Origin of the sequence: Marinomonas pontica (assembly GCF_036322735.1) — a bacterium.
Lineage (GTDB): Bacteria > Pseudomonadota > Gammaproteobacteria > Pseudomonadales > Marinomonadaceae > Marinomonas > Marinomonas pontica.
Map to the genome: position 1 here is coordinate 3,101,907 of NZ_AP027271.1, position 13,824 is coordinate 3,115,730.

10 protein-coding genes are annotated in these 13,824 nt (G+C 46.8%); 4 read left to right on the forward strand and 6 right to left on the reverse strand.

The features are described 5' to 3' along the window. Nucleotides 1–81 precede the first annotated feature (81 nt). Entirely contained in the window at nucleotides 82–942 is an 861-nt protein-coding gene (locus AABA11_RS14640; RefSeq protein WP_338269091.1) for a LysR family transcriptional regulator, read from the forward strand. A gap of 60 nt (nucleotides 943–1,002) precedes the next feature. On the opposite strand, the gene purL is transcribed toward AABA11_RS14640, so the two are convergent. Together purL and tadA are read right to left on the reverse strand one after the other, a co-directional pair. Beyond that, nucleotides 1,003–4,902, reverse strand: coding sequence for a phosphoribosylformylglycinamidine synthase (gene purL / locus AABA11_RS14645; protein ID WP_338269093.1), 3,900 nt, complete (start codon nucleotides 4,900–4,902; stop codon nucleotides 1,003–1,005). Between the two features lie 117 nt (nucleotides 4,903–5,019). Beyond that, nucleotides 5,020–5,508 carry a tRNA adenosine(34) deaminase TadA gene (gene tadA / locus AABA11_RS14650; protein WP_265730299.1) on the reverse strand — a complete coding sequence of 163 codons (489 nt, stop codon included), beginning with the start codon at nucleotides 5,506–5,508 and terminating at the stop codon, nucleotides 5,020–5,022. A 135-nt stretch (nucleotides 5,509–5,643) separates the two neighbouring features. On the opposite strand from tadA, the gene AABA11_RS14655 reads away from it, so the two are divergent. Then, nucleotides 5,644–6,066, forward strand: a complete 423-nt coding sequence (locus tag AABA11_RS14655) for a CBS domain-containing protein (protein ID WP_265730300.1) — start codon at nucleotides 5,644–5,646, stop codon at nucleotides 6,064–6,066. An 8-nt stretch (nucleotides 6,067–6,074) separates the two neighbouring features. Here AABA11_RS14655 and AABA11_RS14660 read toward each other — a convergent pair whose 3' ends face one another. The 4 genes from AABA11_RS14660 to AABA11_RS14675 all read right to left on the reverse strand — a co-directional run bounded on the left by AABA11_RS14660 (nucleotide 6,075) and on the right by AABA11_RS14675 (nucleotide 11,484). Then, on the reverse strand, nucleotides 6,075–6,332 hold the full coding sequence (locus tag AABA11_RS14660; RefSeq protein ID WP_265730301.1) for a cold-shock protein: 258 nt from the start codon (nucleotides 6,330–6,332) through the stop codon (nucleotides 6,075–6,077). Between the two features lie 89 nt (nucleotides 6,333–6,421). Beyond that, nucleotides 6,422–9,205 carry a valine--tRNA ligase gene (locus AABA11_RS14665; protein ID WP_265730302.1) on the reverse strand — a complete coding sequence of 928 codons (2,784 nt, stop codon included), beginning with the start codon at nucleotides 9,203–9,205 and terminating at the stop codon, nucleotides 6,422–6,424. Nucleotides 9,206–9,336: 131 nt separating this feature from the next. Then, nucleotides 9,337–9,741, reverse strand: a complete 405-nt coding sequence (locus AABA11_RS14670; protein WP_265730303.1) for a hypothetical protein — start codon at nucleotides 9,739–9,741, stop codon at nucleotides 9,337–9,339. Between the two features lie 279 nt (nucleotides 9,742–10,020). Continuing rightward, nucleotides 10,021–11,484, reverse strand: coding sequence for a leucyl aminopeptidase (locus AABA11_RS14675; protein WP_265730304.1), 1,464 nt, complete (start codon nucleotides 11,482–11,484; stop codon nucleotides 10,021–10,023). 121 nt (nucleotides 11,485–11,605) lie between these two features. On the opposite strand from AABA11_RS14675, the gene lptF reads away from it, so the two are divergent. Both lptF and lptG read left to right on the forward strand, forming a co-directional pair. Then, complete coding sequence (lptF, locus tag AABA11_RS14680) at nucleotides 11,606–12,733, forward strand: LPS export ABC transporter permease LptF (protein WP_338269100.1); 1,128 nt, start codon at nucleotides 11,606–11,608, stop codon at nucleotides 12,731–12,733. Next, on the forward strand, nucleotides 12,730–13,791 hold the full coding sequence (gene lptG / locus AABA11_RS14685; protein WP_265730306.1) for an LPS export ABC transporter permease LptG: 1,062 nt from the start codon (nucleotides 12,730–12,732) through the stop codon (nucleotides 13,789–13,791). Before lptF ends, lptG begins: the two co-directional genes overlap by 4 nt. Nucleotides 13,792–13,824 lie beyond the last annotated feature (33 nt).

Consider the following 13,824-nt stretch of genomic DNA (forward strand, 5'->3'; position numbering starts at 1 on the left):
TTGACTTAGAGTAAAAAAAGCAAACACTGAAAAAAATAGACTTTTATCTTCAATACATGACAAAAATTTAAGAGTGACGTTATGAGTCTTCCCTACACTGCATTACACACCTTTCACCTCGCCGTCCGGTTCGGCAATCTAAAGCAAACCGCAGACCATTTAAACTTAACCGAATCCGCAGTTAGCCATCAGATAAAACGTCTAGAAGCGCAATTGGGCTACGCTCTTTTTTATAAATCAGGCCGACAACTTAAAACCACACCAGAGGGAACTCATCTTGCACAGGAGCTCGCCCACCCGTTTGATCATATTGACCAAACGCTTTCAAACACTAAAAGGCAAGCACACAACACCATTACCATTTATTGTCTACCTTCTTTAATAGAGCTCTGGTTACTCCCTAAATTACTGACGTTCAAGCAACACTATCCAGAATACAATTTGATTATTCGCTATCACTCCTCTTCCCCAGACTATCTGGATGAGCATTGCCTAAGAATCGGCAGCCATGAAAAAGAGAGCCATTCACCTTATCTCACACACACTCTCTTTTCGGCCGAAACCATCCCTGTCTGCAGCCCCATTTATTTAAGCCAACACGCAGAACTGTCCGATGAACGCCACTTACGAAAAGCCGACCTATTACACGACCATTCAGAAGCAAGTTGGTTCGACTGGTTTTTAAAGCAAGGCCTCAGCGCACCACCTTCCTCAAAAATCTTATATGAAGACTTTCATTTGTTAAAAATGGCCACCCTTGCCGCACAAGGCGTTGCACTTTGCCCAGAAATATTGATTCAACAAGACCTAAAAAGCGGCGCACTCATCGCACTATCCTCGCAAAAAGGCAACATAGGTCGCTACTATGCAATAGAGCAAAACCGTTACGCCCATTCCAATGTACGCTTGCTGATCGACCATATTGGTCTTGACCAAGCATAAAAAAAGCCCCCTAACTTACGTTAGAGGGCTTTCATCAAAAAGAGGCATTAATCTAATCGATTAACCCAACCACTTTCTCGCATTTTGGAACAAACGTAGCCAAGGTGCTTGCTCTTGCCATTCGCTTGGGTGCCAACTGTGCTGAACCGTACGATAAACACGCTCTGGGTGAGGCATCATAATCGTCACTCGACCATCTTCTGACGTCAATCCAGTCACGCCTTGAGCAGAACCATTCGGGTTAAATGGGTAACGCTCTGTCGCTTGGCCGTAGTTATCCACATAGCGCAAAGCGATTTGATTCGCCGCTGCCAACGCAGACATATCCTGGTCATCACGGTATTCCGTTTGACCTTCACCGTGAGCCACAGCAATGGGCATACGTGAACCTTCCATACCAGCAAGCAAGATAGAGTTCGATTTTTGAACTTCTACTTGCACAAGACGTGCTTCAAACTGAGAAGATTGGTTACGAACAAACTTCGGCCAATGCCCTGCACCAGGAATCAATTCATATAAATTCGACAACATCTGACAACCGTTGCACACACCAAGTGTGAAGGTATCAGGACGATTGAAGAATGTTTCGAATTGCTCACGAGCAATAGGGTTGAAAAGAATAGACTTCGCCCAACCTTCACCCGCCCCCAATACGTCACCGTATGAGAAACCACCACAGGCGACCAAACCGCTGAATTGATCTAGCGTAGTACGACCAGACAAGATATCACTCATGTGAACATCCACTGGCGTGAAGCCCGCTTTATGGAAAGCGGCTGCCATTTCCACTTGACCGTTAACGCCTTGCTCACGTAGAACAGCAATCTTAGGCTTAATACTAGAAGCAATAAATGCCGCAACAATGTCTTCATTCTGATCAAAGCTTACCTTAGCGGATAAGCCTGGGTCTTTCGCGTCTAGCAAATTATCAAATTCTTGCTGTGCAGAATCAGGGTTATCTCGTAGTGCCTGAATACGGTAGCTAGTTTCAGACCATACTCGCTGCCAGTTAATACGCGATTCTTCCAATACCGTTTCACCTGAGAAACGCACTCGAATGCTATCATCACCAGACAAGGTCGCAATAGAGGTCACTGTCACACCCGCTTTTGCATAAGCAGCAACAATAGCGGCTACATCGGATTCATTAACCTGAATCACTGCACCCAATTCTTCGTTAAACAAAGCAGGGGCTACATCGGAACGATTTGCTACTGTTGCATCAAGATCGATATTCAATCCCAGATGACTGGCGAAAGACATTTCCGTTAATGTGGCAAACGCACCACCATCAGATCGGTCATGGTAAGCCAACAATTTTCCTTCCGCGTTCAATGCTTGCGTGGTGTCAAAGAAGCCAGCCAATGCCGCAGCATCATCCACATCAGGAGCCTGCTGACCCAGCTTGTTGTAAACCTGAGCAATAACAGAACCACCAAGACGATTTTTACCCGCACCCAAATCAATCAATAACAAACGCGTATCCGCTTTGTTTTGCAATTCTGGCGTCAATGTCTTACGAACATCAGCGACAGGAGCAAAGGCCGAGATAACCAAAGAAAGCGGAGACGTCACGGCTTTTTCTTGACCGTCTTCTTTCCATACAGTTTTCATCGACATGGAGTCTTTACCCACTGGAATGGCGATATCCAATGCTGGACACAACTCCATACCAACAGCCTTAACCGTTTGATAGAGTTTTTCGTCTTCACCTTCGTGACCCGCCGCCGCCATCCAATTCGCAGACAACTTAATGTTGCTACGCTTAGTAATCAACGCGGCAGCCAAGTTCGTTAACGCTTCACCGACAGCCATACGGCCAGAGGCTGGCGCGTCCAACAAAGCAACGGGCGTACGTTCGCCCATTGTCATGGCTTCACCCGTGTAGCTTTCTAGGGAAGACGTTGTTACCGCCACATCCGCGACTGGCACTTGCCAAGGCCCCACCATTTGATCACGAGCAACCATGCCTGTGATTGAGCGATCACCAATAGTGATTAGGAAATTTTTGCTAGCCACCGTTGGTAGGCTAAGAACACGGTTTGCCGCATCCGCAAGATCCACGTCAACCGCAGTAAAATCATCACCCGCAATCACCGCTTTGGTTGCTTCGCGATGCATTTTAGGTGGCTTGCCAAACAACACAGACATCGGCAAATCAACAGGATTGTTACCAAAATGCTCATCCGCCACTTGCAAATGCAGCTCTTCTTTGGCATCACCAACGATAGCGAAAGGGCAACGCTCGCGTTCACAGATCGCAGTAAACTCTTCAATACGATCAGGAGAAACAGCCATCACATAACGCTCTTGCGATTCGTTACACCAGATTTCTAATGGCGACATGCCAGGCTCATCATTAAGAACCTTACGCAAATCAAAGTTACCGCCGCGCTCGCCGTCTTTTACCAACTCAGGCAAAGCGTTAGACAAACCACCAGCACCCACATCATGAATAAAACTGATTGGGTTCTTATCGCCAAGCTGCCAACAACGGTCGATCACTTCCTGACAACGACGCTCCATTTCTGGATTACCACGCTGTACAGAGGCAAAATCAAGATCTTCATTACCGTCAGCAGACGCCATGGAAGACGCCGCGCCGCCACCTAGACCGATCAACATGGCAGGGCCACCAAGCACAATTAACTTAGCACCCACTTTGATCTCTTGTTTTTCCACGTGCTCACGGCGAATGTTACCAATACCACCCGCTAACATGATTGGCTTGTGGTAACCGCGCACTTCTTCTTGCGAAGCGCCTTGGATTTTTTGCTCGTAAGTACGGAAATAGCCCAATAAATTAGGGCGGCCAAATTCGTTGTTAAACGCAGCGCCACCGATAGGCCCTTCGATCATAATATCCAAAGGCGTCACGATACGAGAAGGCTTACCGTAGTAACTTTCCCATGGCTGTTCAAAACCAGGAATTTTAAGGTCGGATACTGTGTAACCACTCAACCCCGCTTTTGGTTTAGCGCCAATACCCGTCGCGCCTTCATCACGAATCTCACCACCAGAACCGGTTGCCGCCCCAGAAAACGGTGCAATCGCCGTTGGGTGGTTATGGGTTTCTACCTTCATCAATATATCGATGTTTTCATGACTGAAATCGTATTCGCGAGTTTCAGCCGATGGGAAGAAACGTCCACCAAAGTGACCTTCCATCACAGCGGCGTTGTCTTTGTATGCTGACAAGGTGCCATGTGGATTATGCTCGTGGGTATTCTTGATCATCTTAAACAAAGAGCGCTCTTGCTCTTCGCCGTCAATGGTCCAAGACGCATTAAAAATTTTGTGACGACAATGCTCTGAGTTTGCCTGTGCAAACATCATTAGCTCAACATCGATTGGATTGCGACCCAACTCAATGAAAGACTCAACAAGGTAATCAATTTCGTCGTCAGCAAGAGCAAGACCTAGCGTTTGGTTTGCCTCAACCAACGCCGCTCGTCCACCTCCTAATACGTCAACACTGGCCATCGGCGCAGGTTCCGCATGAGAAAACATGTCAGTCGCGTCGCTTAATGCCGGAAGCACGCTTTCTGTCATGCGGTCATGCAACATAGCCGACAGCAGATCTAGCTCTTCAAGCGCCAGTGGCGCAGAGCTATGAATAAAATACTCAACGCCACGTTCGACGCGAGAAACGGCGGCAAGACCGCAGTTATGAAGAATATCGGTTGCTTTCGATGACCAAGGTGAAATTGTTCCTAAACGAGGAACCACAAGAACACTTTGATCAGATGAACTGACTTGGGAGGATTTAGGACCGTAGGCCAAAGCACGTTGAAGAACAGTTTCCTGTTCTGCGGTCAGCGTTTGATTATCAGCCAACTCCACGAAATGGAGAAATTGAGCGTCAACATCCGTAACAGACGGAATAGATGCTTGCATATTGGCTAATAACTTTGCCTTGCGAAACGCTGAAAGCGCTGCGGAACCATGCAGGGTTAGCATGTTGAGTATTGCCTCACTTGGTAGTTTTGGGGAAATGGTGCGGGTATTTTAAATCAATGAGGCAAATAGAGGCTAGCAGAGTATGAAATTTCTACACAAAATGACGGAATAATTCGTCTAAATCGCCTTTTTTGCCTGTTCTTTGAGCTTCTTTTTTTGCTCTCGACGGTATTGGAAGAACTGGGTGAGCTGCATAGACGCTGTTTCAGCCAAAACGCCAGACTCAGTAAACACTTTGTGATTCAGAAAGGGCAAATCGAAAAACGCCGACTGACTTTCGACTACGCCACTTTTAGGTTCAGTTGCCGCATACACAACTCGATCAATACGCGAATGCACAATTGCACCAGCGCACATGGAACAGGGCTCCAAGGTGACGTATAACGTTGCACCAGGCAATCGATAATTATTCATCGTTTTACACGCCATACGGATGGCTTGGATTTCAGCGTGGGCGGTTGGGTCACACAAGGATATGGGCGAGTTATAGCCTTCGCCTATGATGTTATCGTTCAAAACCACAATAGCACCAACCGGAATTTCGTTTTCCGAAGCGGCTACGCTGGCCAATTCAATCGCCCGCGCCATCCATTCTTGGTCTGTCATTCTTGATCTACCTCAAGGCGGCTAAATTGCCTCAATTACACGATTGCCTTCGATGGGCAATCCGCTCTACACTCAATAATAGTGTCAAATATCACGCTAGAATAACAACGCAGAGAAACAAAAGGAGATTCATTCATGCGCACAGTGGCCGACCTGATGATCACCAACTTGGTGACCTTGAAAGAAAACGACTCTTTAGCAAAAGCCAAAGCGTTAATGCAGGAAAAAAACATTCGTAACATTCCCATCGTAAACGACGACAATGAATGCGTCGGCATGCTAACGCAACGAGAATACTTGCGTCATGCCTTTCATCTGGTTAGTCAGTTCGGCACACAACAAATATCCAAAAAAGAACAACAGACGCCCATCGCCAATGCCATGAACAAAGACATTCTAACCGTCAGCCCAGACACCGATTTAGACATGGCCGCTGAGTTCTTTATTGAAAACAAATACGGCAGCCTTCCCGTTACCGAGAACAACAAACTCGTTGGCATTATCACACCCGTCGATTTTGTGAAGCTGGCTCACAAGATGCTACAAGAATCCAAATAATGCCCGAGTTAAGCATCAACTAACTGCTTATTAGAGTGAGAGGCCAGTGATGACGCCTCTTTCTCTAATTGCACATCCATTGCTTGCAAGCCGAAATCCGTAGTGGACAAAAAGAAACTCACCGACTGCCCTTTTCTTAGGCTTTTATGACCATCACAAGCAATCGACTTGTAATGCACGAACACATCACTGTCTTCTTCTCTCTTGATAAAACCCACGCCTTTTGCGTCGTTAAACCACTTCACTTTTCCAGTTAATCGTTCCATTACAGAATCGCCTCTTTTTTATTTTTATTAAGTAAGCGAGAGATCAGAAGTCGAGTGACTTCTGATCTCTGGGTAACAGCACTGTCTATTTATAAAGACTCAATGCTGCTTTTTTGTTCTTCCAACTTAGTCACCGCAAGCTGCAAATCGTCACACTTAGCACGCTCTTTCTCAACCACTTCAACTGGCGCTTTCGCCACAAAGCTGTCATTCGAAAGCTTGCCTTGAATGCGCTGCAATTCTTTGGATGCTTTGTCGATTTCTTTCTGCAAACGTGCCAGTTCTGCTTCTTTATCAATCAAACCGGCCATTGGCACCAACACTTCCATATCACCCACCAACGCCGTTGCCGACATTGGCGCTTCATCGCCCGCATTCAACCAAGTCACAGACTCTAATTTCGCCAAAGTTTGCAAGAAGGTTAAATTCGCTTCCAAACGCGCTTTATCTTGCTCAGAACCATTTCGGAACAAAATAGTCAGAGGCTTAGAAGGAGAAATATTCATTTCACCACGGATATTACGAATCCCTTCAATCACCCCTTTCAGCCACTCAACATCGGCTTCTGCTTGCGAATCCACTTTGGCGTCATTGGCAACAGGATACTCACCCAACATGATGGTGTCACCTTCGATACCAGCCAGCGGTGCAACACGCTGCCAAATTTCTTCGGTCAAGAATGGCATCATTGGGTGAGCAAGGCGAAGGAAGGCTTCCAACACACGAACCAAAGTACGACGCGTGCCCGTCAATTGCGCAGCCGTTGCGTTTTCGTCCCACAGTACCGGCTTAGATAACTCCAAGTACCAATCACAGTATTCGTGCCACATAAATTCATAAAGCGCTTGAGCCGCCAAATCAAAGCGGTGCGTATCGAATGCGCGGTTTACCGCTTCTTCTGCGTGCTGTAAGCGAGAAATAATCCATTTATCAGCAAGAGACAATGCTACTTCTGCGCCATTTTGACCACAATCCTGATCCTCTGTGTTCATCAAGACATAACGCGTCGCGTTCCAAATCTTGTTACAGAAGTTGCGATAACCTTCCAAGCGATTCAAATCAAATTTGATATCACGACCACCGGACGCCAATGAACAAAGCGTAAAACGCAAAGCATCCGTACCGTAGGCCTGAATGCCTTCTGGGTAAGTTTCACGAGTATTCTTTTCGACTTTTTCAGCCAATCGTGGCTGCATCATGCCGTAAGTTCGCTTCGCCACCAAAGACTCGATATCAATACCATTGATCAAATCTAATGGATCAATAACATTCCCTTTGGACTTCGACATTTTATCGCCGCGCTCATCACGAATAAGCCCTGTGATGTAAACGGTTTTGAAAGGAACTTTATTGGTAAACTTCAGCGTCATCATGATCATTCTGGCCACCCAGAAGAAAATAATATCAAACCCTGTTACCAACACATCCGACTCACTGAATTCAGCAAAATCTTGTGTTTCTTCTGGCCAGCCTTGTGTAGCAAAGGTCCAAAGTGCAGAAGAAAACCACGTATCCAATACGTCTTCGTCTTGCGTCAATTCAACGTCGGCGCCTAGGCTGTATTTGGCACGAACCTCTTCTTCGTTCTTACCAACGTAATGTTTGCCTTCCGCATCGTACCAAGCAGGGATTTGATGCCCCCACCAAAGTTGACGAGAGATACACCAATCCTGAAGATCGCGCATCCAAGCAAAGTAGGTGTTTTCCCATTGCTTAGGGACAAATTGAATGTCGCCATTTTCAACGGCTTCGATCGCAGGCTTAGCCAAAGACTCGACCGCCACATACCACTGTTGTGTCAGGTAAGGTTCAATAACGGTATTACCTCGTTCACCGCGAGGCACTTTCAACTTATGGTCGGCCACTTTTTCAAGCAAACCAAGTGCATCAAAATCGGCAACAACCGCTTTACGCGCATCAAAGCGATCCATACCACGGTATTTTTCGGGCGCCGTATCATTGATTGCTGCATCGTCAGTGAAAATATTAATCAATGGCATATCGTGGCGCTTGCCCACTTCATAGTCATTGAAATCGTGAGCAGGCGTGATTTTCACACAACCCGTACCGAATTCTTTGTCTACGTATTCGTCAGCCACAATCGGAATACGACGACCAACTAGTGGCAACTCTACAAACTTACCTACCAAATCCGTGAAACGCTCATCGTCTAGAGCCACCGCAACCGCCGCGTCACCAAACATCGTTTCTGGGCGCGTAGTGGCCACAACAATGTAATCTTTGCCATCGGCTGTTTTTACGCCATCCGCTAATGGATAACGGAAGTACCACATGAAGCCGTTTTCTTCTTCAGAAACCACTTCAAGATCAGAAATTGCCGTGTGCAAAACTGGATCCCAGTTTACCAAGCGCTGACCTCGGTAAATGATGCCTTCATCAAACAAGCGAACAAACACTTCCTGAACGGCCGCAGACATACCAGGGTCCATCGTGAAGCGCTCTTTATCCCACGCAACCGAGTCGCCCAAAACACGCATTTGGTCTGAAATAGTACCGCCAGATTGCGCTTTCCATTCCCACACTTTTTCAAGGAATTTTTCACGGCCAAGGTCATGACGAGTCACATTTTGTGCTGCCAATTGACGTTCAACCACCATTTGCGTAGCAATACCCGCGTGGTCACAGCCCGGCTGCCACAATGTACGGCTGCCTTTCATACGCTCACGACGAATCATTGCGTCCATCAAGGAATGCTGGAAAGCATGCCCCATGTGCAAACTTCCTGTGACATTTGGTGGTGGAATCATGATGGAGAAAGGCGTTCCGTTGCCTTGAGGTGTGAAATATCCACTCTCTTCCCAACGTTGATAAATAGGTTGTTCAATACTCTGAGGTTGGTAGGTCTTTTCCATTATGGTGTCTTAAGGCTCTTATGTAGCGGTCAATTGTAATGTGAAGAATTATAACGTGTCATAACAAGATAAAGAATAACACGCACATAATTAAGACGTTCGTCTGGCAATTGATTGCCTGATCGCGCGGTCTACTCTTCGCTGTGTGGTTCTTGTTTACTTGGCGTAGTTGTCATGGACGATGTTTGCAGCACCTGCATCACCTCTTGAACGATCTCAGGCAGACGTTTGGCCAGTACTTCAGAAATAGCGGCGGCTATACACTCTAGTGATGCTACTTCGTGAATCTGTGCTTGTTGTGAAGACGCCTTCGCTTCAGAGCAGGAAGTCACTAAAGAATCAGCCTGCGTATCTTGCTCAGGCGCATCGCTCAAAGACTGGGCAAAATGCGCTTCTTGGCTTGTGGAAATGGACACTTGCTCTTCAACAACATCCATTAAAATCGGAATATCGTCCTGATTTCGTAAAGCTGACATCAATGTTTCTTCATCTGGTTCGAAAACACCATCATCATGCTGCGTAGCGAGATTTGACATAGGAAAAACCAACGTTAAGAACACACAATACAACACGCAAAATACCGCAGACGGTTTTGCACATTGCTCTTAATAGCCCTCAACTTTCGCACTGACAAACACAAAAGTCCACCCTCTAACCACATAGGCTGCGCTCTATTCGAATCAGAGTAAAAATAACACCTTGATCAGGCTAATGTTTCCTTGGATATTTCCTATAAAAAAAGCAGTGATGAAACCTCATCACTGCTTTAGAAAACAACGAATACCCTTGTCAACACCCGTATTGCTGTTAAAAAATTACGCCTCTTTGCTAAGCAAATAACGCGTCAACAAGGCAACAGGGCGACCACTTGCGCCTTTCGTTGCGCCGCCAGCCCATGCCGTCCCAGCAATATCCAAATGCGCCCAAGGGTAAGAACCCGTAAAGCGAGAGAGGAAACACGCCGCCGTCACCGAGCCCGCTTCAGGACCGCCAATGTTGGCAATGTCTGCAAAGTTGCTGTCCAACTGCTGCTGGTATTCTTCATCTAAAGGCATTTGCCAAAGCTTATCGGCAGACACTTGGCTCGCTGTTTTCAATTCTGACGCCAAATCATCGTTGTTTGCGTACATGCCGGAGTTAACACTTCCCAACGCAACCACGCAAGCGCCCGTTAGAGTCGCGATATCAACCACCGACTTAGGCTTGAAGCGCTCGATGTAAGTCAAAGCATCGCAAAGCACCAAACGACCTTCTGCGTCGGTATTCAATATTTCTACCGTCTGGCCAGACATGGTTTTCACAATATCGCCTGGCTTCGTCGCGCGACCGCTTGGCATATTTTCAGCGGCGGCAATAACCGCCGTGAAGTTTAGCTTTGGTTTTAGCTCGCAAATCGCTTTCATCGTGCCAAAGACACTGGCCGCACCACACATGTCGTACTTCATCTCATCCATTTTTGGGCCAGGTTTCAAAGAAATACCGCCCGTGTCGAACGTAATACCTTTACCAAGCAACACATGAGGCGCATCGCCCTCTTCGCCACCACGGTAATTCATCACGATCAAGTAACTTGGTTGATCGCTACCATGCCCCACAGACAACAGACAGTGCATGCCCAGTTCGTCCATTTTACTTTCATCCAATAACTCAACACCGATACTGTATTCTTCGCCCAGCTGTTGTGCTTTGGACGCAAGATAGCTTGGCGTACACACGTTACCAGGAAGATTCCCCAGTTGACGCGCAAAGGCCGACCCTTTCGCTGTCGCCGTACCAATAGCCAATGCGGCTTCATCTGTGCCTTCTAGCAACAAAGACGTCACTTTGGTGGTTTTCTCGGCATCGTCTTTTTTGAAGCCAAGAAAGTTGTAAAAACCTTCATTTAGCCATTGCGCCACTAGCGCCAACGTGTCAGATTCTGAACGCCGCTTAATCGCAAGACCCGCGTTTGCTACGGCAACGGACGCAAACGGTAAACCTTTAATTTGAGCGGCAATCGCGGCCACCACTTTGCGTGCCTGCATATCACTCAGCGTCGCATCTTTACCAATACCAACCAACAACACCGCTTGTGCAAACTCTTGCGACACGCCTGGCAACAATAACGTTTGCGCCACGCCGCCTTTAAAAACACCACTTTCACGTAACTGAGCAATCTGCCCATTGGCATTTGCGTCAAGCCACGCGGTGGACTCAGAAAAATCCCCTTCACTCGGCACAAAGGCAACGAGCAAATCAGCTTGTACTGTCGACAAGCGATCAAATAACGCCATATTCATGAAAAAACCCTCAAACAATAACTTTTTAAAAAAAACTGGATAATGTCCTTCTTACCACGAGATAATGGGGGCTTTAGATGTGTAATCAACTCTACGCTTAGAAAGCAAGATTCATCCAGAGGTGACTTTGAGACTATTCAAATACTTAGCGAAAGAAGTGCTGGTGTCAACAGCAGGCGTGACGCTAATTTTACTGCTCGTCATTCTAAGTGGCCGTTTTTCGTTTTACTTGAGTCAAATTGCCGACGGCAACATGACGTTCGAATTTTTGTTCATCATACTTGGCTATCACATCCCCAGCTTCATTCAGATGATTTTACCGCTGGCCTTCTTTCTGTCGTTATTACTCGCTTTTGGTCGGCTTTACATTGAAAACGAAATGTCCGTGTTATTTTCCAGCGGCATCAGCAAGATCAAATTAGCAGGCTACACGCTCGGCATCGCTTGTTTGATTAGCCTTGCCAGCGCCACGATTAACCTTTGGCTTGCACCCTATAGTGAATACAAAGCCGCCGAAGCGTACCAAGCAAAGAACCAACTGTCTGCCTTTGACTTTTTAAAGCCCGGCCGCTTCGAAGGCAGCGGACAACGCACTACCTATATAGACAGTTTTACCCCGAAAGAAGGCTGGATGAATCAGGTGTTTTTATCTGACATTGTGCGCAAAAAAGAAGGTAACATTCCCATCCAGACATTAGCCGCCTACGCGGAACAGCTGGAAGTCAGCTCAGAAGACAATCAGAAATACCTCGTTTTTAAAAATGGCACACGCTATGAAGGCAAGCCTGGCTCGGCGAACTACCGTATTACCCAATTCGACACGTATGCTGTTCGCATGGAAAATAAAGACGCCAGTGTCATTGATGAACCTTACACCAAAAGCACACTTAGCCTTATTCAAAGCGACAATCGATTGGAAAAAATAGAACTACAGTGGCGCATTTCTCTGGTGGTTATCATTCCTATTTTAGCCATCATTGGCTTGTCACTGAGTCAAGTAAACCCAAGACAAGGTCGATTCTTTAAAATGCTTCCGGCCATTCTGTTGATGATTTTTTATATTGCCATGCTAATTTGGGGGCGAACGGCACTTGAAAAAGAAAAGCTCCCAATGACGCTGGGACTATGGTGGATTCATGGCATTTTCATCGTCATTGCCGCACTGTTGTTTGCTCAGTTCAACCAGTTATTTGAAAGACGTAAAGCCCGACTTCCCAAGATTGACGATAAAAGCGAGCAACCCCTATGACTAAAATAGACCGATACATTGGCAACAGTGTTTTGTGGGCTTTCTTGATCGTCGCCGTTGTGCTGCTTGGGCTCGATTTTGCACTGACCTTTATCGAACAAATCAAAAAGGTCAACGACCACTATACCCTTCAGTCTCTACTGCAAGTGATTCTGTACCGTCTGCCGGGAAAACTGGCTGAATACATACCAATCGCCTCCCTTATCGGCACATTAATGGGGCTAGGCACTCTGGCTGCCACCTCCGAGCTAACGGTGATGCGTGCCGCTGGCATGCCCATTTGGCGAATCGGTTTTGCGGCTTGCCAGCCGATCTTGCTTGTGTCTTTGTTGGGCATGGGCATTTCTGAATATATCGCCCCAGCAGCCGCGCAAAAAGCCAACCTGATCGAAAAATTTAAAAACCAAGAAAGCGGCACATTTTCACTAACTGGTGGCGTTTGGCTAAAAGCAGACAATAACTTCGTCTATATCGATGCCGTGGATGGCAACGGCAAACTCTATAACATTCAGATTTTCTCTCCCGAAGGGCAAACACTTCAAAACATCAAAACCGCCAGCAGCGCAGAACACATCGAAGGCACTCAATGGCAATTAAACAACGTCACCGAAACCCTCTTTGCGGCCGATCATGTCGAGAAAAAGACCATGGCAAAAGCAAATTGGGACGTCAGTATAACGCCAGAACACCTGTTTCTGGCGGCTCAAGATCCTGACACACTGTCTTTGAGCCAACTGAAAAACTATCAACACTATTTAAGGGAGCAAAAGCTCGACAGCTCACAATACGAACTGGAGTTTTGGATAACGGCATTACGCCCGATCGCCTCATTGGCTCTGGTATTGGTGGCGCTGTCCAGTGTGTTCGGCCCACTTAGATCGTCGACTATGGGCAGCCGTATTTTCTCAGGGGTTATTATCGGGCTGGCGTTTCAAAACGCCCTCAACTTGTTTGGCCGTATGAGTGTCGCCATTAGCTTTCCACCTGTGATTGGTGTCAGCATTCCGATCATTATTTGTTTGCTGGCTGGCATCGTACTAATAAGACGCAGAGGCTAACTCTGCGCCTTTAATTAGTACGTAAAGACTGTT